The sequence below is a fragment of the Dactylosporangium sp. NPDC005572 genome (assembly GCF_040605515.1).
Taxonomy (GTDB): Bacteria; Actinomycetota; Actinomycetes; order Mycobacteriales; family Micromonosporaceae; genus Dactylosporangium.
In genome coordinates this window covers 13,786-35,847 of the sequence record NZ_JBEXCY010000012.1, presented here as the reverse complement: position 1 = coordinate 35,847, position 22,062 = coordinate 13,786, and the positions used below count along the sequence as shown (strand labels likewise).

20 protein-coding genes are annotated in these 22,062 nt (G+C 72.9%); 16 read left to right on the top strand and 4 right to left on the bottom strand.

All coding sequences use genetic code 11. The annotated features are described in order from the left end of the window. Positions 1–31 precede the first annotated feature (31 nt). Genes ABZS66_RS09130 through nirB form a run of 3 tightly spaced genes read right to left on the bottom strand, consistent with a single transcriptional unit; the run spans position 32 to position 4,001 of the window. The gene (locus ABZS66_RS09130; RefSeq protein ID WP_354756585.1) at positions 32–1,174 is read right to left on the bottom strand and encodes a uroporphyrinogen-III synthase; all 1,143 of its coding nucleotides are present in this window, start codon (positions 1,172–1,174) and stop codon (positions 32–34) included. Then, on the bottom strand, positions 1,171–1,497 hold the full coding sequence (gene nirD, locus ABZS66_RS09125) for a nitrite reductase small subunit NirD (RefSeq protein ID WP_354756584.1): 327 nt from the start codon (positions 1,495–1,497) through the stop codon (positions 1,171–1,173). The genes ABZS66_RS09130 and nirD overlap by 4 nt, the downstream gene beginning before the upstream one ends. Continuing rightward, positions 1,494–4,001, bottom strand: a complete 2,508-nt coding sequence (gene nirB / locus ABZS66_RS09120; protein ID WP_354756583.1) for a nitrite reductase large subunit NirB — start codon at positions 3,999–4,001, stop codon at positions 1,494–1,496. The genes nirD and nirB overlap by 4 nt, the downstream gene beginning before the upstream one ends. A 242-nt stretch (positions 4,002–4,243) precedes the next feature. Between nirB and ABZS66_RS09115 the strand changes: the two genes are divergently transcribed. From ABZS66_RS09115 to ABZS66_RS09040, 16 genes are all read left to right on the top strand, one after another. After that, a complete protein-coding gene (locus tag ABZS66_RS09115) occupies positions 4,244–4,945 on the top strand; it encodes a hypothetical protein (RefSeq protein WP_354756582.1) in 702 nt (233 codons plus the stop codon). A gap of 159 nt (positions 4,946–5,104) precedes the next feature. Beyond that, on the top strand, positions 5,105–6,439 hold the full coding sequence (locus ABZS66_RS09110; RefSeq protein WP_354756581.1) for an MFS transporter: 1,335 nt from the start codon (positions 5,105–5,107) through the stop codon (positions 6,437–6,439). Between the two features lie 160 nt (positions 6,440–6,599). Next, the gene (gene rplM, locus ABZS66_RS09105; protein ID WP_190249352.1) at positions 6,600–7,043 is read left to right on the top strand and encodes a 50S ribosomal protein L13; all 444 of its coding nucleotides are present in this window, start codon (positions 6,600–6,602) and stop codon (positions 7,041–7,043) included. Between the two features lie 20 nt (positions 7,044–7,063). Further along, entirely contained in the window at positions 7,064–7,591 is a 528-nt protein-coding gene (gene rpsI / locus ABZS66_RS09100) for a 30S ribosomal protein S9 (protein ID WP_354756580.1), read from the top strand. An 86-nt stretch (positions 7,592–7,677) separates the two neighbouring features. Then, the gene (gene glmM, locus ABZS66_RS09095) at positions 7,678–9,012 is read left to right on the top strand and encodes a phosphoglucosamine mutase (protein ID WP_354756579.1); all 1,335 of its coding nucleotides are present in this window, start codon (positions 7,678–7,680) and stop codon (positions 9,010–9,012) included. Between the two features lie 63 nt (positions 9,013–9,075). Next, a complete protein-coding gene (locus ABZS66_RS09090; protein ID WP_354756578.1) occupies positions 9,076–9,834 on the top strand; it encodes an SDR family oxidoreductase in 759 nt (252 codons plus the stop codon). Between the two features lie 121 nt (positions 9,835–9,955). Continuing rightward, entirely contained in the window at positions 9,956–11,821 is a 1,866-nt protein-coding gene (glmS, locus tag ABZS66_RS09085) for a glutamine--fructose-6-phosphate transaminase (isomerizing) (protein ID WP_354756577.1), read from the top strand. Positions 11,822–11,942: 121 nt separating this feature from the next. Continuing rightward, a complete protein-coding gene (locus ABZS66_RS09080; RefSeq protein WP_354756576.1) occupies positions 11,943–12,338 on the top strand; it encodes a holo-ACP synthase in 396 nt (131 codons plus the stop codon). A gap of 55 nt (positions 12,339–12,393) precedes the next feature. After that, positions 12,394–13,824 carry an NAD(P)H-hydrate dehydratase gene (locus ABZS66_RS09075; protein WP_354756575.1) on the top strand — a complete coding sequence of 477 codons (1,431 nt, stop codon included), beginning with the start codon at positions 12,394–12,396 and terminating at the stop codon, positions 13,822–13,824. Positions 13,825–13,921: 97 nt separating this feature from the next. Continuing rightward, a complete protein-coding gene (alr, locus tag ABZS66_RS09070) occupies positions 13,922–15,037 on the top strand; it encodes an alanine racemase (RefSeq protein ID WP_354756574.1) in 1,116 nt (371 codons plus the stop codon). Next, positions 15,034–16,110, top strand: coding sequence for an alpha/beta hydrolase (locus tag ABZS66_RS09065; RefSeq protein WP_354756573.1), 1,077 nt, complete (start codon positions 15,034–15,036; stop codon positions 16,108–16,110). Before alr ends, ABZS66_RS09065 begins: the two co-directional genes overlap by 4 nt. Then, positions 16,107–16,565 carry a tRNA (adenosine(37)-N6)-threonylcarbamoyltransferase complex ATPase subunit type 1 TsaE gene (tsaE, locus tag ABZS66_RS09060; protein WP_354756572.1) on the top strand — a complete coding sequence of 153 codons (459 nt, stop codon included), beginning with the start codon at positions 16,107–16,109 and terminating at the stop codon, positions 16,563–16,565. Before ABZS66_RS09065 ends, tsaE begins: the two co-directional genes overlap by 4 nt. Before the next feature lie 56 nt (positions 16,566–16,621). Continuing rightward, positions 16,622–17,122 (top strand): SigE family RNA polymerase sigma factor, encoded by a 501-nt coding sequence (locus tag ABZS66_RS09055; RefSeq protein WP_354756571.1) that lies wholly within the window; start codon positions 16,622–16,624, stop codon positions 17,120–17,122. After that, positions 17,119–18,186 carry a hypothetical protein gene (locus ABZS66_RS09050; RefSeq protein WP_354756570.1) on the top strand — a complete coding sequence of 356 codons (1,068 nt, stop codon included), beginning with the start codon at positions 17,119–17,121 and terminating at the stop codon, positions 18,184–18,186. Before ABZS66_RS09055 ends, ABZS66_RS09050 begins: the two co-directional genes overlap by 4 nt. An 89-nt stretch (positions 18,187–18,275) precedes the next feature. Then, the gene (locus ABZS66_RS09045) at positions 18,276–19,478 is read left to right on the top strand and encodes an ATP-binding protein (protein ID WP_354756569.1); all 1,203 of its coding nucleotides are present in this window, start codon (positions 18,276–18,278) and stop codon (positions 19,476–19,478) included. Next, entirely contained in the window at positions 19,478–19,897 is a 420-nt protein-coding gene (locus tag ABZS66_RS09040; RefSeq protein ID WP_354756568.1) for an RloB family protein, read from the top strand. The genes ABZS66_RS09045 and ABZS66_RS09040 overlap by 1 nt, the downstream gene beginning before the upstream one ends. Here the strand turns inward: ABZS66_RS09040 and ABZS66_RS09035 are convergent. After that, positions 19,894–21,957, bottom strand: coding sequence for an Hsp70 family protein (locus tag ABZS66_RS09035; protein ID WP_354756567.1), 2,064 nt, complete (start codon positions 21,955–21,957; stop codon positions 19,894–19,896). The genes ABZS66_RS09040 and ABZS66_RS09035 overlap by 4 nt on opposite strands. Positions 21,958–22,062: the final 105 nt, after the last annotated feature.

Genomic DNA, 22,062 nt, shown 5'->3' with positions numbered 1-22,062 from the left:
GTGGGGCCGCCGCGCGCGGCGGCGCCCCGCGTCAGTCGACGCGGAGGCGGTAGCCGCGCTTCACCACCGTCTGGACGAACGCCGAGCCGCCCAGCGCCGCCCGCAGCCGCGCCACCGCCATCTCGACCGCGTGCTCGTCGGCGCCGCGGGGCAGCTCACGCAGCAGCGCGGCGCGGGACAGGACCCGGCCGGGGGAGGCGGCCAGCGCCCGCAGTACCGCCATGGGACCCGGCGCCAGCGGCTTGAGGGTGCCGTCGATGATCGCGGCGTGGCCCCGCAGGGTGACCGCGGCACCGGCCACGTACAGCGTGGGCGCCCGCTTCGGCAGCTCGTCGACGAGGATCCGGACCAGGGCGCCCAGCCGGGCCCGGGCCGGGGCCGCGACCGGCACGCCGAGGCGCTTGAGCGGCGCCGCCGTGACGGGGCCGACGCAGGCCGCCAGGACGTCCGTGCGCAGCGCCTCCAGCACCTCGGGGGCCTCGGCGCCGGCGACCCGCAGCAGGGAGCCGACGGCCGGCGCCGACGTGAAGGTCACCGAGTCGACGAGGCGGGAGCAGATGAGGTCGACCAGGCGGCGCAGGGGGGCCGGGTCGACGGGAGGCGCCCAGCGGTACACCGGGATCTCCACGACGATCGCGCCGGCGTCGCGCATCGCGGACGTGAACTCGGGGTGCGGCTCGCCGTGCAGCTGCACCGCGATGCGGCGGCCGGCGATCCCGCCCGGGTAGCCGCCGCCCAGCAGGTAGTCGAGGACCTCGTCGCAGCTCTCGGCGTCGGGCGACCAGGCCTCCATCATGCCGGCGGCCCGGACGGCGCCCTTGGCCTTCGGGCCGCGGGCGATGAGGAACGACTCGCCGAGCCGGGTCCGCAGCGCCTCGCCCAGCCCCCAGCCCTCGGCCGCCTCGATCCAGCCGCGCAGCCCGATCCCGGTCGTGGCGACCACGATGTCGGGCGCGATGTCGACGCAGGAGATCGTCGCCGCCTTGAGCTCGGTGTCGTCGGCGACCGGCACGATCCGCAGCGCGGGGGCGAGCACGACGCGAGCGCCCCGCCGTTCCAGCAGGGCGCTCAGTTCGTCACGGCGGCGGTCGGCGGTGACGGCGACGGTGAAGCCCGCGAGGGGGAGCTCCTCGCCCGAGTCCGGCCGCGCTTCCAACGTGCTGCTCGCGCTCACGTGCTCACCGCGACTTCCACCAGGCCGTCGCGGATCCGGACCGGGTAGACGGGCACGCGGACGCCGGGCGCGTCGAGGCACTCGCCGCTGCGCAGGTCGAACGCCTGCTTGTGCATCGGGGACGCGACGACCGGCACGTCGCCGCGGCTGCCGACGATGCCCCGCGACAGCACGGCCGCGCCGCTGATCGGGTCGAGGTTGCCGATGGCGTGCACCTCGCCGCCGAAGACCCGGAACACCGCGACCTGGGCCCCGTCGATCAGGGCCGCCACGCCGCGCTCGGGCTCCAGCCGAGGGTAGGGGCAGACGACGGTCCATTTCATGGGCGCACTCCCAGGACGACGGGCACGGGCTGTCCGCGCTCGGATACGAAGGAGATCGTCGGGTCGGGGGTGTCGGGTGCGTTCACGAACGACACGAACCGGGCCAGCCGCTCGGGGTCCTCGACGGTGGCCTTCCACTCGTCGACGTAGGCCTGGATGTTGCCGGCCATCATCACCTCGAGCTCGCCGGCGATGCCGAGCGTGTCGTCGACGATGACGCCGCGGAGGTACTCCAGGCCGCCGTCCATCGCCTCGATCCAGGCCGACGTGCGCTGCAGCCGGTCGGCGGTGCGGATGTAGAACATGAGGAAGCGGTCGACGATGCGGATCAGCTCCTCCGTCGACAGGTCGCTGGCCAGCAGGTCGGCGTGGCGGGGCCGGAAGCCGCCGTTGCCGCCGACGTAGAGGTTCCAGCCGTTGTCGGTGGCGATGATCCCGAAGTCCTTGCCCCGCGCCTCGGCGCATTCCCGGGCGCAGCCGGACACCGCCGACTTGATCTTGTGTGGTGCGCGGAGGCCGCGGTACCGAAGCTCGAGCTCGACGGCGAGCCCCACCGAGTCCTGCACGCCGTACCGGCACCAGGTCGACCCGACGCACGACTTCACCGTGCGTAACGCCTTGCCGTAGGCGTGCCCGGACTCGAAGCCGGCCGCGACGAGCCGGCCCCAGATCGCCGGCAGCTGCTCCACCCGCGCGCCGAGCAGGTCGATGCGCTGCCCACCGGTGATCTTCGTGTAGAGGTTGAAGTCCCGCGCGACCTCGCCGATCACGATGAGCTTCTCCGGCGTGATCTCGCCGCCCGGGATGCGCGGCACCACCGAGTACGTGCCGTTGCGCTGGATGTTGGCCAGGAAGTGGTCGTTGGTGTCCTGCAGCGAGGCCTGCTCGCCGTCGAGGACGTAGTCGTTGTGCAGCGACGCCAGGATCGACGCCACCGTCGGCTTGCAGATGTCGCACCCGCGGCCGGTGCCGTGCTCGGTGACCAGCTGCGAGAACGTGCGGACGTTACGGACCCGGACGATGTCGAACAGCTCGGCCCGCGAGTACGTGAAGTGCTCGCACAGCGCCTTGCTCGCCGCGACGCCGTTCTCGGCGAGCAGCTGCTTGAGCAGCGGCACGCACGAGCCGCAGCTGGTCCCGGCCCGCGTGCACGCCTTGAGCTCGGCGACGTCGCCGCAGCCGTCGGTGATCGCCGCCGTGATCTGGCCCTTCGTGACGGCGTTGCAGGAGCACACCTGGGCGCCGTCGGGCAGCACCGCCCGGCTCTCGCCGTCGGCCGGCGGCGCCAGCAGGCTCAGCGGGTGGCCGGGGAGCGGGCCCCCGACGCTCGCCCGCAGCGTCGGATAGGCACCGGCGTCGCCGACCAGGATGCCGCCGAGCAGCGTCTGCGCGTCGTCGGAGAGGACGAGTTTCGCGTACCGCCCGTTCGCCGGGTCCAGGTACACCACGTCGAGCAGGTCGTCACGCAGCGCGTCCCCGAAGCTCGCCACGTCCACGCCGAGCAGCTTGAGCTTGGTCGACGTGTCGGCGCCGGGGAACTCGGCGGCCCCGCCGAGCAGTCGGTCCGCGACGACCTCGGCCATCGCGTAGCCGGGCGCCACCAGGCCGTAGCAGCGCCCGTCGATCTCGGCGCACTCGCCGATCGCGTAGACCGCCGGGTCCGCGGTGCGGCAGCTCGCGTCGACGACCACCCCGCCGCGCGCCCCCGTCGCCAGCCCCATCGTGCGGGCCAGCTCGTCGCGCGGACGGATGCCGGCGGCCACCACCACGATGTCGGCCGGCACGTGCGCGCCGTCGGACAGCGTGAGGCCGAGCCGGCCCGTGGGGGACGCCTGCCGGATCGCGGTCGTGCCCGCGCCGAGGTGCACGCGGACCCCGAGCTTCTCCACGTACTGCCGCAGGACCGCGCCGCCGGCCTCGTCGACCTGCACCGGCATGAGCCGCGGCGCGAACTCGATCACGTGGGTGCGCAGGCCCAGCAGGCGCAGCGCGTTGGCGGCCTCCAGGCCGAGCAGGCCGCCGCCGATGACCGCGCCGACCTCCTTGCCGTCCGCGTGGGCGCGGATCGCCTCCAGGTCGTCCAGCGTGCGGTACACGAAGACGCCCGGCGCATCGACGCCGCTGATCGGGGGCACGAACGCCGACGACCCGGTGGCCAGGACGAGCGCGTCGTACTCGTAGACGCCCTGTGCGGTGGTGACCTTGCGGGCGTGCCGGTCGATCGACAGCGCCGGCTCGCCGAGCCGCAGGTCGATGCCGTCCGGCAGGTCGTACGTGAGGTCGTCGGCGGAGGCGCCGTCGAAGAACGCCGACAGCCGCACCCGGTCGTAGGCGGACCGGCCCTCCTCCGCGAGGACGGTGACCCGCCAGCGACCCTCTGTGTCCCGCGCCCGTAACGCCTCGACGAACCGGTGGCCGACCATCCCGTGACCCACGACGACGACGTGCACCTGGTCGGTGTGCACCTGGTCGGAGTGCGCTTCGGAGTCGTGCGCTGCGGACATGGCCAAAAGGCTGCCGGGAGGGGGTTTCGCTCCCGGGTCCCGAATGTTTCCTGCCTGCTAAGAGCGCCTCACACGGGCCTTGAGCAGGACGTTACCGAACCGTGGCGGAATCGGTGTCGACCTTGGTCGATGAGGTCCAGATCGATGGCCAGGTGTGCCACATCTTCCCACGGTAGGGTGGCGACGGTCCGCGGCTGGGTAAGACAGGCACGGACCCCTATGGAACAGCGAGGAGGAAGCAGATGCGCACGACCGGCAAGGCCGCCCTGGCGGCTGTTGCGGTGTTCGGCATCGGGCTCGCCGGATGCAGTGGCAACGGTGCGACCCCGGGCTCGTCGACCTCGGCGGGCGCCTCGGGCGGACCGTCGTCGACGGCTCCCTCGGGCAGCGCCTCCGCCGGCGCAGGCGGTGGCGCCGGCGCGACCGGTGCCGCGGCCTCGTGCCTGGTCGGCACGTGGAAGGCGAGCAACCTGACGGGCAAGCTGAGCGGCCCGGTGAACGGCACGTTCACGGGCGGCGGCGGCACCCTGCTGACCATCGACCCGGCCGGCAAGACCCAGGTCGACTTCGGGCCGATGCAGCCGGTGACCTTCACGTTCAACGTCTCCGGCAACGACGTGAAGGGCAGCTTCGCCTACGGCGGCAAGGTCGGCGGCACGGTGAAGACCCCGACGACCAGCAGCGGCACCCTGGAGCCCACGGGCACGGTCGACTTCTCGACCCTGACGGTGACGGTGGACCTGTCCGCCCCGGCAACCGTGCGGGTCGCCGACAAGATGCCGATCAGCGAGTTCACCGGCACCGGCACCGCCGACACCGGCGGCGCCGTGGACGCCCAGCCGGTGCTCAAGAAGAGCCAGTACGACTGCAGCGGCAACACCCTGAAGCTGTCCCCGCCGCAGGGTGGCGCCGACACCGGAACCTGGACGTTCACCAAGTCCTGATTCCTTAGTCTCTTGTGGCGCCGGGCGCTCCGGGATCTTCCGGGGCGCCCGGCGGCGCGTTCTCACAACCCCGCCGGCAGAGAAGGCGGGGAAGACGTTGCAGCGGCGACAACAAACGGTGCGGCCGGTGGTAACGACGCGTCCATAGCGTCCCGCACCATGACGATCGCCGTGGAAGAAGCGCCGGCTGCTCGTGGCAGCGGGCGCTGGATCGACGACTGGCGCCCGGAAGAGACCGGCTTCTGGGAGCAGGCCGGGGCGAAGATTGCCCGGCGCAACCTCATCGTGTCCATCCTGTCCGAGCACATCGGGTTCTCGATCTGGAGCCTGTGGTCGGTCTTCGTGCTGTTCCTCGGCCCGAAGTACGGCTTCGACGCCGCCCAGAAGTTCCTGCTGACCAGCGCGCCCACGCTGGTCGGGGCGGTCCTGCGGCTGCCCTACACGTTCGCGGTCGCCACGTTCGGCGGGCGCAACTGGACGATCTTCAGCGCGCTGATGCTGCTCGTGCCCACCGTGGCCGCCGGCATCGTGCTGGAGCCCGGGGTCAGCTTCACGACGCTGCTGATCGTCGCCTCGATCGCGGGCGTCGGCGGCGGCAACTTCGCCAGCTCCATGGCGAACATCAACGCCTTCTACCCGCAGCGGCTCAAGGGCTGGGCCCTGGGCGTCAACGCCGGCGGCGGGAACATCGGCGTGCCGGCCGTGCAGCTCGTCGGGCTGCTCGTCCTGGCGACCGCCGGCGCCGCCCACCCGCGGCTCATCATCCTGATCTACCTGCCGCTCATCGTCGTCGCCGCCGTCCTGGCCGCCCTGTACATGGACAACCTGCGGCACGCGTCGAACGACAAGCACGCCATGCGGGACGTCATCAAGGACCGGCACGCCTGGATCATGTCCCTGCTGTACATCGGGACCTTCGGCTCCTTCATCGGCTTCGGCTTCGCGTTCGGGCAGGTCCTGCAGGTGCAGTTCAAGGCCGAGTTCGACACGCCGGTGAAGGCCGCCTACCTCACCTTCATCGGGCCGCTGCTCGGCTCGCTCATCCGGCCCGTCGGCGGGCTGCTGGCCGACCGCTACGGCGGCGCCCGGATCACGTTCTGGAACTTCGTCGCGATGGCGGCCGGGGCGACGACGGTGCTCATCGCGTCGCGGCAGCACTCGCTGCCGATGTTCGTGACCGGGTTCGTCTTCCTGTTCATCTTCAGCGGCATCGGCAACGGCTCGACGTACAAGATGATCCCGGCGATCTTCAAGGCGAAGCACACCGAGAACGAGAACGAGGCCAGGCGGCTGGCGACGGCGCTCATCGGGGTCGCCGGCGCGGTCGGCGCGGCCGGCGGCGTGCTCGTGAACCTCGCGTTCCGCGAGTCGTTCCTCACCTACAAGACCGGTGACGGGGCATACATCGCATTCCTGGCGTTCTACGCGGTCTGCTTCGCGGTCACCTGGGTCGTCTACATGCGTGAGCGCCCGGGCCGGTTGGCCGGGGTGTAGGCCCCGATTTTGTCCCGCGGGGGGACGCCGAGTATCGTGGAATGCTGTTGTGCGATGACAAGGCGTCCCCATAGTTCGGGTACGCTGGGTGGTCGTGCGCGCCTAGCGCCGCCATCGAGAGCGCACCCCAGACCGACGACGTGGAAGACAAGGTAGACCTGTGGGTACGTACAGCCCGAAGCCGGGTGAGATCGAGCGCACGTGGCACGTCATCGACGCCACCGACATCGTGCTCGGCCGTCTGGCCACGCACGCTGCGACGCTGCTGCGCGGCAAGCACAAGCCGACGTTCGCCCCGCACGTGGACACCGGCGACTTCGTCATCGTGATCAACGCCGGCAAGGTGGCGCTGACCGGCAACAAGCGGCAGACCAAGGTCGCCTACCGCCACTCGGGCTACCCGGGCGGCCTCAAGGCGGTCGGTTACGAAGAGCTGCTGACCAAGCACCCCGAGCGGGCGATCGAGCTGGCCGTCAAGGGCATGCTCCCGCACAACCGCCTCGGCGCGCGCCAGATCCGCAAGCTGAAGGTCTACGCGGGCGCCGAGCACCCGCACGCCGCCCAGCTGCCCCAGCCGTTCGAGATCAAGCAGATCGCGCAGTGAGCGCGGACGAAGGACAGAGCGTGACCGACGAGACCATCGACGCCCCGACGCCGACCCCGGCGACCCCGGCCGCCCCGGCCGCTGTCGCGACCGTCGAGACCCCGGCGCCGCCCGCTGCTGCCACCGCCACGGCGACCGCCCCCACCCGGGCCCGCCGCGCCGGCCAGCCGATCCAGACCGTGGGCCGCCGCAAGGAGGCCATCGTCCGGGTCCGCCTGGTGCCCGGCACGGGCAAGTTCCAGCTCAACGGCCGCGAGCTGGAGAACTACTTCCCGAGCAAGGTCCACCAGCAGTCGGTGCGCGAGCCGCTGGTCATCGTGGAGAAGGCCGAGACGTTCGACGTCTACGCCAACCTCCGCGGCGGCGGCACCACCGGCCAGGCCGGTGCGCTGCGCCTCGCCATCGCCCGCGCGCTCGTCGAGAACGACGCCGACGACCGCGGTGCGCTCAAGAAGGCCGGCTTCCTGACTCGTGACGCGCGTGCGACCGAGCGTAAGAAGTACGGCCTGAAGAAGGCCCGCAAGGCTCCGCAGTACTCCAAGCGCTAAACACGCCTGTCGGCCGGGTGCCACCCTGGGAGGTGAGCGCCCGGCCGATTCTGCCTGCGCGGAAGTACGACCATGGGAGGTACGCAATGGGGCGACTCTTCGGCACCGACGGGGTGCGCGGACGGGCGAACGCCGACCTGACTCCCGAGCTCGCGATGGCCGTCGCCGTCGCGGCCGCGCAGGCGCTGTTCGAACACGACCACTCCCACGCGCCGGTCGCCGTCGTCGGGCGCGACCCGCGGGCGAGCGGCGAGATGCTGGAGGCGGCCGTCGTGGCCGGCCTGACCAGCGCCGGCGCCAACGTGGTGCGGGTGGGTGTGCTGCCGACCCCGGCCGTGGCGTACCTCACCGGCGTGCTCGGCGCCGACATCGGCGTGATGCTGTCGGCCTCGCACAACCCGATGCCCGACAACGGGATCAAGCTCTTCGCCGCCGGCGGGCACAAGCTGCCCGACGAGGTCGAGGACGAGATCGAGCAGCTGATGGCGAGCGGCACCCGGCGCCGCCCCACCGGCGCCGGGATCGGCCGGGTCACCGACTACGCCGACGGCGAGGACCGCTACGTGCGGCACCTGCTGACCTCCCTGCCCAGCCCGCTCGCCGAGCTCAAGGTCGTCGTCGACTGCGCCAACGGCGCCGCCTCCTCGGCCGCCCCGGAGGCCTACCGCCGGGCCGGTGCCGCCGTGGTCGCGATCAACGCCGACCCCGACGGGCTCAACATCAACGAGGACTGCGGCTCCAACCACCTCGACCAGCTGCGCGCCGCCGTCGTCGAGCACGGCGCCGACCTGGGCATCGCCCACGACGGCGACGCCGACCGCTGCATCGCGGTCGCCGCCGACGGCAGCGACATCGACGGCGACCAGATCATGGCGATCCTGGCCGTGGCGATGCGCGAGTCCGGCAGCCTCACCGGCGACACGCTCGTCGCGACCGTCATGAGCAACCTGGGCCTGAAGCTGGCCATGGCCGAGGCCGGCATCCGGCTGCTGGAGACCAAGGTCGGCGACCGGTACGTGCTGGAGGAGCTGCGGGCCAAGGGCCTCGCCCTCGGGGGCGAGCAGAGCGGCCACATCGTCATGCCGGCCTACGCCACCACCGGCGACGGCGTGCTGACCGCGCTGCACCTCATGGGACGCATGACGACCACCGGCCGGGGCCTGAAGGACCTGGCCTCCGTGGTACACCGGCTGCCCCAGGTGATGATCAACGTGCCCGTCTCCGACCGGGCGGCCGCCGCCCGCTCGCCGCAGGTCCTCGACGCCGCCAAGCAGGTCGAGGCCGAGCTCGGCGGCACCGGCCGGGTGCTGCTGCGGCCCTCGGGCACGGAGCAGCTCGTCCGGGTCATGGTCGAGGCCGGCACGCAGGAGACGGCCCGGGAGGCCGCCGAGCGGATCGCGGCGATCGTCCGCGCCGTCTAGCTGATGTTGGTCGGGGCCTGTCGGCGCTGAACCCGGTCTGGTACCGGCTAGTAACGTGCGGGCATGACCAACGCCCGCACCGTCATCGTCACCGGCGCCTCCCGCGGCATCGGCAAGGCGACCGCCGTCGCCTTCGCCGCCGAAGGCTGCAACGTCGTGCTGACCTCCCGCAAGATCGAGACTCTGGAGGAGGTCGCCGCCGAGATCACGGCGGCCCACCCCGGCGTGGGCGTGCTCGCCCACGCGGCGCACGCCGCCGAGCCCGAGCAGGCCGCCGCGGTCGTCGACGCCGCCATGGAGCGCTTCGGTGCCGTCGACGTCCTGGTGAACAACGCCGGCACCAACCCGTACTTCGGGCCGCTCATGGAGATCGACCCGGTCCGGGCCGAGAAGACGGTCCGGCTCAACCAGTTCGGCGTCGTGCTGTGGAGCCAGCTGGTGTGGAAGGCGTCGATGTCGGCCCGGGGCGGCGCGATCGTCAACGTGGCGTCGGTCGGCGGGCTGCTCACCGAGCCCGGCATCGGGTACTACAACGCCACCAAGGCCGCGGTCATCCACCTGACCCGGCAGATGGGCGCCGAGCTCGCGCCGGCCGTGCGGGTCAACGGCGTCGCCCCCGGCATCGTGCGCACGCACCTCGCGCGGGGACTGTGGGAGAACAACGAGGAGTACCTCAACGACCACCTGCCGCTGCGCCGCATCGGCGAGCCGGACGACGTCGCGGACGTGATCACGTTCCTGGCGGGCCCCGCCTCGCGCTGGATGACCGGCCAGACCCTGGTCGTGGACGGCGGGGCCCAGATCCGCTCCTCGCTCGCCTGACGCCCGGCGCCGCCTCCCGGAGGCGGCGCCATGTCACCCACCCGTTTGTGCGCAGATGCCGTGCGCATTGACGACAGTTTCGCGCACGGGCACTGCTCGATCTTCTGCTACGGTACTCACCATGTGCGGAATCGTGGGGTATGCCGGCGCGCGCCCGGCCCTGAACATCGTTCTGGACGGACTGCGGCGTCTGGAGTACCGCGGCTACGACTCGGCCGGGGTGGCGATCATCGACGGCGGGCTCTTCACCGCCAAACGGGCGGGCAAACTCGCCAACCTCGAGAAGGCGCTCCAGGACGAGGCCGGCCTCGGCGTCGGCACCACCGGCATCGGCCACACCCGCTGGGCCACCCACGGCGGCCCCACCGACCGCAACGCCCACCCCCACCGCTCCGCCGACGGGCGCGTCGCGGTCATCCACAACGGCATCATCGAGAACTTCGCCAAGCTGCGCGCCGAGCTCGAGGCCTCCGGCATCGAGTTCGCCTCCGACACCGACACCGAGTGCGCCGCGCACCTGCTCGCGATCGAGCTGGAGAGCGCCGCCGGGGACACCCCCGGGCTCCGCCTGGCCGAGGCCATGCGGGCCGTCTGCCGGCGCCTCGAAGGCGCGTTCACCCTCCTCGCCGTCGACGTGCAGGCCCCCGGCGTCGTCGTCGGCGCCCGGCGCAACTCGCCGCTCGTCGTCGGCCGCGGTACCGGCGAGCACTATCTGGCCAGCGACGTCTCCGCGTTCATCGAGCACACCCGCGAGGCCGTCGAGCTCGGGCAGGACCAGGTCGTCCTGATCAGCGCCGACGACATCGTCATCACCGACTTCCTCGGCAACCCGGCCGAGGGCAAGACCTTCCACATCGACTGGGACGCCTCCGCCGCCGAGAAGGGCGGCTACGAGTACTTCATGCTCAAGGAGATCGCCGAGCAGCCCCACGCCGTCGCGGAGACGCTGCTCGGCCGGCTCAACGAGCACGGCGACCTGATGCTCGACGAGGTCCGCCTCACCGACCAGGACCTGCGCGACGTCGACAAGGTGTTCATCGTCGCCTGCGGCACGGCGTACCACTCGGGCATGGTCGCGAAGTACGCCATCGAGCACTGGACCCGCATCCCGTGCGAGGTCGAGCTGGCCAGCGAGTTCCGCTACCGCGACCCGGTCCTCGACCGCTCGACGCTCGTCGTGGCGATCTCCCAGTCCGGCGAGACCATGGACACCCTCATGGCCCTGCGCCACGCCAAGGAGCAGAAGGCGCGCGTCCTCGCGATCTGCAACACCAACGGCTCCACCATCCCGCGCGAGTCCGACGCCGTCCTCTACACGCACGCCGGCCCGGAGATCGCCGTCGCCTCCACCAAGGCCTTCCTCACCCAGCTCGTCGCCTGCTACCTCGTCGGGCTGCACCTCGCGCAGGTGCGCGGGGTCAAGTACGCCGACGAGGTGGCCGCCGTCGTCGCCCAGCTCCAGGAGATGCCGCGCAAGGTCGAGCAGGTCCTCGACATGATGGAGCCGATCCGCTCCCTCGCCCGTTCCCTCGCCGAGGCCAAGAGCGTGCTGTTCATCGGCCGGCACGTCTCCTACCCGGTCGCCCTGGAAGGCGCGCTCAAGCTCAAGGAGCTCGCGTACATGCACGCCGAGGGCTTCGCGGCCGGCGAGCTCAAGCACGGCCCGATCGCGCTCATCGACGAGGGCACCCCCGTCGTGTGCGTCGTCCCCTCGCCGCGCGGCCGGGGCGTCCTGCACGACAAGGTCGTCTCGAACATCCAGGAGGTCCGCGCCCGGGGCGCCCGCACGATCGTGATCGCGGAGGAGGGCGACACGGCCGTCGCGCCGTACGCCGACCACCTGTTCTACGTGCCGGTCACCCCGACGCTGCTCGCGCCGCTGGTGACGACGGTGCCGCTGCAGGTCCTCGCCTGCGAGATCGCGTCGGCCCGCGGCCACGACGTCGACCAGCCCCGCAACCTCGCGAAGTCCGTGACGGTCGAGTAGCGGCACGCTTCGCAACCCTCCGTAACCGGACGGTTGGACGGTTTGGTGGGGCGTTGTACGTTGCTTGGCAAAGGTGTCCGCATCGACGTGGTGGCGGATCGCGGTATGGCAGGGTAGGCCTGTGATCGTGTCCGTCGGGATGGACGTCGTCCTGGTCGAGCGGTTCGGCAGGGCGCTGGAGCGCACGCCGCTGCTCGCCGAGCGCCTGTTCACCGGCGCCGAGCGGACGACGTCCTCCGGCAACCCACGCTCCGCCGAGTCGCTCGCGGCCCGGTTCGCGGCCAAGGAGGCCGTGGCGAAGGCCCTCGGCGCCCCGGCGGGCCTGCACTGGCACGACTGCGAGATCGTGACCAACGCCGACGGCCGCCCGTGGCTGACCGTCTCCGGGAGCGTCGCCCAGGCGGCCGCGGAGCTCGGGATCTCCCGGTGGCACCTGTCGCTGTCCCACGACGGCGGGATCGCCTCGGCGATGGTGGTCGCCGAGCGCCTGCCGGCCGAGACGGGGAGCCCGGCTTGAGACTGACCGACGCGGGGAATAGCAGCGAGAGCATCGCCGACACAGGGAGTCCAGCGTGAGAGCTGCCTGGCGCGTCGCCCAGGTTCGAGCGGCCGAAGAGGCCCTCATGAAAGTCCTCCCCGGAGGCGCGCTCATGCAGCGCGCCGCCGCCGGGCTGGCGCGGCGGTGCGCCGAGACCCTGCCCCGGGTCTACGGCAGCCGGGTGCTCCTGCTCGTCGGGCCCGGCAACAACGGCGGGGACGCGCTGTACGCCGGGGCCATGCTCGCCCGGCGCGGCGCGGGGGTGTCGGCGCTGCTGCTCGACCCCGAGCGGGTCCACCAGGGAGGTGCCGCGGCGCTGCGGCAGGCCGGCGGCACCGTCACCCGCGACGTGCCCGCCGCGGTCGACCTCGTCGTCGACGGCATCCTCGGGATCGGCGGGCGGGGCGGGCTGCGGGAGCCGGCCGCCAGCCGGGTCGCCGAGGTGTCCAGCGTCCTGCGCGGCGCGCCGGTCATCGCCGTCGACGTGCCGTCCGGGGTCGACGCCGACACCGGCGCCGTCAACGGCATGGCCATCCACGCCGACATCACCGTCACGTTCGGCGCGCTCAAGCCCGGGCTGCTCGTCGGGGCCGGCGCCGTCCACAGCGGAATCGTCGAGCTCGTCGACATCGGCCTCACGCCGTACCTCGACGGTGACCCCGCCCTGTACCTCCCCGACGCCGACGACATCGCCGCCTGGTGGCCGCGTCCCATGGCGAACGACAACAAGTACTCCCGCGGCGTCGTCGGCATCGCCACCGGCTCCGACCGCTACCCGGGCGCCGCGGTGCTCTCCGTCGCCGGCGCCCTCGCCGGCCCGGCCGGCCTGGTCCGGTACGCGGGCAGCGCCGCCGACCGGGTCCGCGGCCACCACCCGACGGTGATCTCCACCGACCGCGTCCCGGACGCCGGCCGCGTGCAGGCGTGGGCGTGCGGCAGCGGCCTCGGCACCGACGAGCGCTCGTACGCCGAGCTGCGCACCGTCCTCGGCGCCCCCGTCCCCGTCATCCTCGACGCCGACGCGCTCACGCTCCTGGTCGACGCCCGCATGGCCGACTGGCTGCGCGACCGGGACGCCCCGACCGTGGTGACCCCGCACGACGGCGAGTTCCAGCGGCTCGCCGGCGGCGCACCGGGCGACGACCGGGTGGCGGCCGCCGTGCACCTCGCCGAGCGCATGGACTCCGTGGTACTGCTGAAAGGCGACCGGACCATCGTCGCGACACCGGACGGCCGGGTCCTCGTCAACCCGACCGGCACCGCGGCCCTCGCGACCGGCGGCACGGGCGACGTCCTGGCCGGCCTGCTCGGGTCGCTCCTGGCCGCCGGCCTGCCCGCCGAGCAGGCCGCCATCGCCGCCGCCTTCGTCCACGGCCTGGCCGGTCGGCTGGCCGCCGAGGAGGGCCCGGTGACGGCGGCGGACGTGGCCGCCCACCTCCGCCGGGCGGTCCGCTCGCTGTTCTAGCTCCCGTGCGGTGTCCACCGAGGCCCGCGGCGCGCCGGCAGGCGGACCCGAAGTACGTCCTGATCGACTTCAACCAGGGACCACTTACCCTAGGAGGATGTGGCAGGCGCAGGTCCGGGTCGATCTCGACGCGATCCGGCACAATGTCGCGACCCTGCGTGACTACCTCGCGCCCGGCACGCGGCTGATGACGGTCGTCAAGGCCGACGCGTACGGCCACGGCATGCTGCCCGTGGCCCGCGCCGCCCTGCAAGCCGGCACCGACTGGCTCGGCGTCGCCACGCTCGACGAGGCGATCACCCTCCGCGACGGTGGAGTCACCGCACCGGTGCTCGCCTGGCTGCACAGCCCGGGCCGGCCGCTCCACGCCGCCGTCGAGCGGGACATCGACCTGTCCGCCGCCTCGGTCGACGCCCTGCGCGAGATCGTGCAGAGCGCCAGAAAAGCCAAGAAAGCGGCCCGTGTCCACCTCAAGATCGACACCGGTCTGTCCCGCGGCGGCGCCGCCCAGAAGGACTGGCCGGCCCTGCTCGAGCGGGCCGCCAAGGCCGAGGGCGACGGCGACGCCGAGATCAGGGCCGTCTGGAGCCACCTCGCCTGCGCCGACGAGCCCGGCCACCCGTCGATCGCCCGGCAGCTCGCCGCGTTCCACGACGCGCTCGAGGCCGCCGAGCGGCACGGCATCCGCCCGGAGCTGCGCCACCTGGCCAACTCGGCGGCCACCCTGACCCTGCCCGAGACGCACTTCGACCTGGTCCGGGTCGGCCTGTCCACGTACGGCCTGACGCCGATCAGCGGCGCGGGACCGGACCTGCGCCCGGCGATGAGCGTCCACGCCCGGGTCGCCCTGGTGAAGGAGGTCGCCGTCGGCGAGGGCGTCTCCTACGGCCACACGTACAAGACCTTGAAGGACACCACCCTGGCGCTGGTCCCGCTCGGGTACGGCGACGGCGTCCCACGCGCCGCGAGCAGCCGCGGGCCGATCTGGCTCGCCGGCAAGGTCCGGCGGATCGTCGGGCGGGTGTGCATGGACCAGGTGGTGGTCGACTGCGGCGACGACGAGGTGCGCCCCGGCGACGAGGCAATTCTCATACAAGAGCAGGGCCCCACCGCCGACGACTGGGCCCTGGCCTGCGACACCATCAACTACGAGATCGTGACGCGGATGGGGAGCGCGCGGACGCCGCGGATCTACGTAGGGGAGCGGACATGACGGAAGTCGAAGTCGCCAAGGGCAGCAGCCGGCGGCGCAAGGCGGGCATCATCGGCGCGATCGTCGGCCTCGCCGCCGCCGGTGTCGCCGCCGGTGTGGCCACCGAGCGGTACATCGTCAGCCGCTCCAAGAAGGTCGACGACCCCTACGCCGACGAGGAGTTCGGCGTCTGGGACTTCGACGAGGAGCTCACCGTCACCACCGACGACGACATCGACCTGCACGTCGAAGTGGTGGACGGCCCGAAGGACGGCCCCACCCTGGTCTTCGTCCACGGCTTCTGCCTCGACATGGGCACGTTCCACTTCCAGCGCAAGGCGTTCGAGGGCAAGTACCGCATGGTCTTCTACGACCAGCCCGGGCACGGCCGCTCGGGCCGCCTGACCAAGGGCGAGTACACGCTCGACGCGCTCGGCGCCGGCCTGCGCGCGGTGCTGCAGGCGACCGCCCCGACCGGCCCGGTGGTGCTCGTCGGCCACTCCATGGGCGGCATGACCATCATGGCGCTGGCCGAGCAGGTGCCGGGGCTGTTCGAGAACCGGGTCGAGGCCTGCGTGCTGATCTCGACGTCGGCCGGCAAGCTCGACGCGGTCAACTTCGGCCTGCCCGAGATCGTGGCGCGGTTCCGCCGGCCGCTAATGCCGGTGCTCGGGTTCGCCGGCCCGATCAGCTCGGCCGTCGTCGACCGGGCCCGCAAGGCGTCGACCGACCTGGCCTGGCTGCTGACCCGGCGGTACGGGTTCGGCACCCAGCGCCCCAGCCCGGCCCTGGTGTCGTACGTCGAGAAGATGAACTCGACCACCTCGACCGACGTGATCGCGCGGTACCTGCGGACCCTCTACACCCACGCGCGCCTGCTCGTGCTCGGGCCGCTGCGCCGGGTGCCGGTGCTGCTCGTGTGCGGCGACCGCGACGTGTTGACACCGATCGCGCACACCCGCGAGATAGCCTCTGTGCTGCCGGAGGCGGAGTTCGTCGAGGTCGCCGACGGCGGCCACGTCGTGCTGCTCGAGCACGCCGACGAGGTCAACGAGGCCATGAACACGTTCTTGACGAAGGTGCTGGACCAGTGAGCCGAATCCTGTCCACTGCGGACGACACGCGCGCCTTCGGGCGGGCGCTTTCCGAGGTACTGCGGCCCGGCGACCTCGTCGTGCTGACCGGCCCGCTCGGTGCCGGCAAGACGGCGCTCGCCCAGGGCGTCGGCGCCGGCCTGAAGGTCAACGGCGACGTCACCTCCCCGACGTTCGTGATCGCCCGCGTGCACCGGGGCGGCCGCATCCCGATGGTGCACGTCGACGCGTACCGGCTCGGCGCCGTCAGGGACCCGCTGGGCGAGGTCGACGCGCTCGACCTCGACGCGACGCTGGAGGACTCGGTCACGCTCGTCGAGTGGGGCGAGGGCCTGGTCGAGCAGCTCAGCGACGAGCACCTGGAGGTCCGCCTCGACCGCCGCGAGGACGACTCGCGGGTGGTCGCGCTGATCCCGCGCGGCGGCGACTGGGAGCACCGCACCGCCGGCATCTGAAAGCAGCGTGCAAGGCGGTGTGACCCTCCGCGCGTCATAGATGGCGGAGGCGATCGATGGACAAGGCAGCCGAGCGCGAGTTCAGCGAGTTCGTGGCGGCCCGCGGCGCGACCCTGCTGCGGGTGGCGTACGCGCTGACCGGCGAGCAGCACGCGGCCGAGGACCTGGTGCAGACGGCCCTGGCCAAGGCGATGCTGCGCTGGACCCGCATCCGCGGCGACGCCGAGCCGTACGTGCGCAAGATCATGTACCACGAGCACGTCTCCTGGTGGCGCCGCCTGCGACATCGCCGCGAGGTCGTGACGGCCGAGCCGCCCGAGCGTGGCAGCGCCGACGAGGACCCCCACCTCCGGCTCACGATGCGCGCGGCACTGGCCACGCTCCCGGCCCGCCAGCGGGCGGTGCTGGTCCTGCGCTACCTGGAGGACCTGAGCGAGCAGCAGGTCGCCGACCTCCTCGGCGTGTCCACCGGCACCGTCGGAAGCCAGGCCTCGCGCGCCCTGGCCACCCTGCGCCGCCGCCTGCCGGATCTCGACGGAACGGGGGTGCGCCGGTGAACCGCGACGCAGAGCTGGACCGCCTGGTCCGCCACACGCTGGCCGGCCTCGCCGCGGAGGCTCGTCCGGTCCCCTTGGCGGCTGCAGCGGTACTGCGGGCAAAGCGCATCCGCCGCCGCCGGCTCGCGGCGGCGGCCGGGGCGACCGCGGTCCTGCTGGCTGCCCTGGCGATCCCGCTGAACCGCGACCACGACGACCAGCCGGCCCCGCCACGACCGGCCCCGTCGGCGACCCCGTCGGCGACGCCGTCGGCAACGTCCTTCACCGTGTCCGAGGCCCCGCCGACGCTGCGCCCGGTCGAGCTGCCGGGCGGCCTCACGCTGGTCGCGGTGCCGGGCCCCGGCGACAGCACGTGGGTGTACGACCGGACCACCGGCGGCTACGTCACCGTGCCCTTCGCGGACGTCCGGCCGGCCCCGGCCGGCGACCTGGCGCTGGCGCTGTCCGCGCGGACCGGCTCCGCGGTGCTGCTCGACCTGGACGACCACACCGTCCGCGACCTGCCGCTCGCCACGGTCCCGGCGCAGCTGAGCTGGTCCCCGGACGGCCGCCGCCTGCTGTACTCGGACCCCTCGGTCGGGCGCCTCACGATCATCGAGGTGACCGCCGGCCAGGCGCGGTCCCGGGTCCTCCCGTTCGACGCGGCCGCCCACGACTGCCCGAACGGCGGATGCCCGGCGGGCTGGACCCGGACCGGCCAGGAGCTGGCGGTGACCTCCGTGGAGGGCGGGAGCCTGGCCCTGATCTCCGCCGAGGACGGCCACATGGTCCGCCCGGTTCCGGTGGACGGCCCGATCGAGGACGCCTGCGCCTGGTCGACCGACGGCCGCCACGCGGTGACCAACTGGCGCATCGTCGACACGGCGACGGGCGCCACGACGGCCGACCTGCCGGGCACCCGCCCGGCGCTGTACTCACTCTGCTGGGCCTCCCCGACCGACCTGCTCGTGTCGGTCACGGGCGAGGTCCAGGTGTACTCCCCGACGGGCACCCTCCGCGAAACCATCCCCACGACCACAGGCGCCCCCGACGGCAACCACAAGGTCATCCTCGGCCCCCGCTGAACGCCGCGACCGCACAACGAGGCCTCTTTTCGTCGAATCCTGACGTAGAGTGGCCTTGTCGTGCTCATCCGGCGCGGAGGTGTCGTGTCGTGCTGCTCCGGTTCCTGGCCGAGAACCATCGTTCGATCGACGGCCCCGTCGAGCTGTCGATGATCGCCGTCGACGAGGACCGGCCCGCCGCCCGGGCGTTCGACCTGCTCAACGAGCGGGTGCTGACGGTGGGCGGCGTCTACGGCGCCAACGCGTCGGGCAAGTCCAACGTGCTCGCGGCGCTGGCCTGGTTGTCCACGTTCGTGGCCCTGTCGCTGCGGTCGTGGGACGACGCCATCCCCCGCGAGCCGTTCCGGTTCGCGGGCGGGCCGTCGCGCTCGTCGAGGTACGAGATCGACCTCATGGTCCACGGCGTCCGGCACGCCTATCAGGTGGAGCTCGACGACTCGACGGTGCTGTTCGAGGGCCTCTACAGCTATCCGAAGAAGCTGCGCCGGGCGCTGTTCGAACGCGAGGGCGGCACCATCTCGTTCCGGCGCGGCCTCGGGACGATCTCGGGCACCCGCGAGCTGCTGACCCCCACGACCCTCGCGCTGTCCGCGGCGATGCGGTTCGACGAGCCCGAGGTGCGGGCGTTCGGCCGGGCGCTGGCCGGCACGCGGATCCTCGGCCTGCGCGGCCGGCGGATCCGCGGCGGAGATGACGGCTTCCTCCCCACCGACGAGCTGGTGCGCGCCGGTGGCGACGGCCCCGGCATCGTCCTCGACCTGCTGCGCTTCGCCGACCTCGGCATCGACGACCTTCGGCTGGACACCTCCGCGACGCCCAACGAGGTGCGGTTCGTCCACCGGGCCGCGGACCAGGAGCTGCCGTTCGCGATCGAGGACGAGTCGCAGGGCACCCGGAACTGGTACGGCCTGATCGGATCGGTCGTGCACGCCCTGCGCAACGGCCGGCTGCTGCTGCTCGACGAGATCGACGCCAGCCTGCATCCGCGCCTGTCCGCGAAGCTGATCGAACTGTTCCAGGACCCCGAGACCAACCCGGCGGGCGCCCAGCTGGTCTTCACCACGCACGATACGAGCCTGCTCGGCCACCTGAACCGCGACGAGGTCTGGCTGACCGAGAAGGGCCCTGACGCGGCCACCCGGCTCACCGCGCTGGCCGAGTACGGCGGCGAGCGCGTCCGCCGCTCGGTCAACCTGGAGCGGGCCTACCTTCAGGGCCGGTTCGGCGCGGTACCGCAGCTCGATCGGCATCTCCTGCGAAAGGCCCTCGGCCTGACCGCCGAGGTGGCCTGATGGCCCGCAACCGCCAGCCCCCGACCTCGCTGCGCCGCAAGGTCGCCACCCGCCGCCCGCGCAAGACAATCGCGATCTGCTGCGAGGGTCAGCGCACCGAGCCGGAGTACCTCGACGCGCTGCGCCGCGAGCCGGACGTCCGCGACGTGGCGGCGGTCGACATCCGCATCGAGCGCGTCGGCGGCGGCGCGGTCCCGCTGACCCTCGTGCGCCTGGCCGTCGAGGCACGCCGGCGCGCCCTCGCGGAGGAAGGCGAGATCGACGAGTTCTGGTGCGTCTACGACGTCGAGTGGCCGACGCACCACCCGGGTCTCGTGCAGGCTGCGGACCTGGCGGCCCGCAACGGCAGCCGGTGCCCCGACGACAATCCGTCGTCCGGCATGCATCGCCTTGTCGCGGCGGTGCTGCCCGTCGGCTAGGCGGCGGACTGGACGATCTCCCAGACGTCCAGCCAGGCGCCGGCCTCGTCCGTGCCGCGGGCCAGCAGGTGGCGGCCCGCGGCGCAGAACGCCGTGCTCACCTCCGTTGCCGGTGGGAGGTCCGCGCGGAAGACCTCCGTCTCCGTCTCCACGTCGCGCAGCGACAGGGTGCCCGGGTGGGCGGCGGCCAGCAGGCGGCCGTCCGGGCTCGACATCTCCGCGGCGAAGGCGTCCGCGCGGCTCGAGCCGGAGTAGCCGGTGAAGCGGCGCGGCAGGTCCTCGCCCACGACCTTGTCCAGGCGGGCGCCCGTCGCCAGGTCCCACACGGTGGCCACGTCGCGGCGGTAGCGGCCCACCGTCGCCGCGCCCTCGCCGGTGGCCACCAGGCGCCACTCGGCCTCGTTGACCATGACCGCGTCGGGGCGGTGGGCGTCGGAGAAGCTGCTCGTCATCCGGCCCGACAGCACGTCCCAGACGGAGAAGTGGCCCGCCGTGTCCCAGGTGACCAGGGCCAGCTGCTGGCCGGGGCCGAAGGCCAGCTGGCCGCGGGCGGCGGCGCGGCCCGGGCGCAGCTCGGCGATCAGGGCGCCGGTGTCGATCGCGCGGACCTTCACGTACTCGGCCGTGCGGGCGCACTCGACGATCATGCGGCGGTCGGGGAGGAGCAGCCAGTCGCCGGCGACCCGCAGGTGGTGGCGCTTGGCCAGCTGGTACCGCTCGGTCGTCGGCTCGATCCGCACGTGCGCGGCGACCGCGCCGGAGACGACCATGTTGCCGATCGGGATGCGCTGCTCCAGCATGACGCCGTCGGTGCGGCCCGCGGTCAGCTCGTAGACGCGGTCGTCGGCCGTGCGGACCTGGGCGAGGGGGGTGCCCGGTCCGTAGCCCTCGCCCTCCTTGACCAGCCAGCGGACCAGCCGGCCCCGCCCGCCGGGGACGGTCCAGGCCAGCGGCTCGACCCGCCACTGGGGCGGCTCCGCGGGCACGGCGCGGTCGAGCCGGGCGCGGGCCCAGGCCGCCGCACCGCGGAGGACCGCCAGTTCCGGGTCGGCGGGCCGGGTGACCGGGCGGCCGAGGTTGTTGTGCAGGACGGGGGCGACGTTCGGCAGGTGGGCGTGGCCGCCGACGAGGAGCACCGTGGTCACGTCCGCCGGGACGATGCCCGCGCGGGCGATGACCGCCCGGCAGCTGGCGACGAGCCAGCGCATGGCCGGCTCGGTGTGCTGGTCGAGGAGGCGGCGATCCATGCGGTACTGCGGGGCGCCCGGCTCGATCGCCTCGGCGGCCTCCGGCAGGTCGCTGAGCCGGTGCTTGAGCAGCCGGACGATGTCCAGCGCGTGGAAGCCGGCCCGGATGCTGGTCTCGCCACCGGCCGTGAACGCCGGCTCGACCCACTCGGCGAGGGTCGCCCGCAGGTCGGCGGCGAGCACCACGTCGAGGTCGCGGCCGCTGCCGGAGCTCTCCTGGCTCAGCGGTACCGGCTGGCCGCGCTGGATCTGGAGGAGCGTCGCCGACCAGGTCGCGCCCAGGTCACAGACCAGGACGTAGCCGCCGTCGGGGACCTCCAGCATGGTCATCGGGTCGAGCACCGCCGCCGTGGCGTCGCAGACGAGCTCGACGTCGGGGTGGCCGGAGACGGACGCGGCGGCGACGAGCACCTCGCGGCGGGGGTCGTGGGTGCGGTACCCCGTGGGCACCGTCATGACGACCCGCCCGACCGGGCCGTGGGCGCGGCGGGCCTCCTCGACCACGGCGTCGAGCGCGGCGCTCGTCAGCTCCGTCCCGGTGAGCAGCTGGTCGCCGAGCCAGATCGGCCCGTTCGCGTCGACCGCGCGCCGCACGCCGTCGACGTACTGGCGGGGCTGCTGGTCGCGAGCGTGCTCGGCGGCCCCGCCGACGAGCAGCCGGGGCCGGCCCACGCCGGTCTGCAGGGTCGCGCCGCCGGGCCACCGGACGGCGCCGGTGACCGGCTCCCGCACCGGGTGCAGCTGGTCATGCGTGAGGACAGCGGCGGACAAGGCCCAGGACCCCATGTCCACGACCAGGATCGGCTCGGTCATTCCGAATCCTCCTGACCAGCGCGGAGATGTCGGCCGATGGTAAGGCCCGCGCATTGCCACGGCGTTAACTGATCGTGGTGGCGACGTCGCGCTATCTGCGCAGCC

Bases quoted from the DNA above. Each gene is read 5' to 3' on its own strand.
- ABZS66_RS09065 (WP_354756573.1), top strand. From the start codon at position 15,034: ATGACGGAAGTCGAAGTCGCCAAGGGCAGCAGCCGGCGGCGCAAGGCG.
- glmM (WP_354756579.1), top strand. From the start codon at position 7,678: ATGGGGCGACTCTTCGGCACCGACGGGGTGCGCGGACGGGCGAACGCC.
- alr (WP_354756574.1), top strand. From the start codon at position 13,922: ATGTGGCAGGCGCAGGTCCGGGTCGATCTCGACGCGATCCGGCACAAT.
- ABZS66_RS09090 (WP_354756578.1), top strand. From the start codon at position 9,076: ATGACCAACGCCCGCACCGTCATCGTCACCGGCGCCTCCCGCGGCATC.
- ABZS66_RS09035 (WP_354756567.1), bottom strand. From the start codon at position 21,957: ATGACCGAGCCGATCCTGGTCGTGGACATGGGGTCCTGGGCCTTGTCC.
- ABZS66_RS09055 (WP_354756571.1), top strand. From the start codon at position 16,622: ATGGACAAGGCAGCCGAGCGCGAGTTCAGCGAGTTCGTGGCGGCCCGC.
- nirB (WP_354756583.1), bottom strand. From the start codon at position 4,001: ATGTCCGCAGCGCACGACTCCGAAGCGCACTCCGACCAGGTGCACACC.
- ABZS66_RS09115 (WP_354756582.1), top strand. From the start codon at position 4,244: ATGCGCACGACCGGCAAGGCCGCCCTGGCGGCTGTTGCGGTGTTCGGC.
- ABZS66_RS09110 (WP_354756581.1), top strand. From the start codon at position 5,105: ATGACGATCGCCGTGGAAGAAGCGCCGGCTGCTCGTGGCAGCGGGCGC.
- glmS (WP_354756577.1), top strand. From the start codon at position 9,956: ATGTGCGGAATCGTGGGGTATGCCGGCGCGCGCCCGGCCCTGAACATC.
- nirD (WP_354756584.1), bottom strand. From the start codon at position 1,497: ATGAAATGGACCGTCGTCTGCCCCTACCCTCGGCTGGAGCCCGAGCGC.
- ABZS66_RS09040 (WP_354756568.1), top strand. From the start codon at position 19,478: ATGGCCCGCAACCGCCAGCCCCCGACCTCGCTGCGCCGCAAGGTCGCC.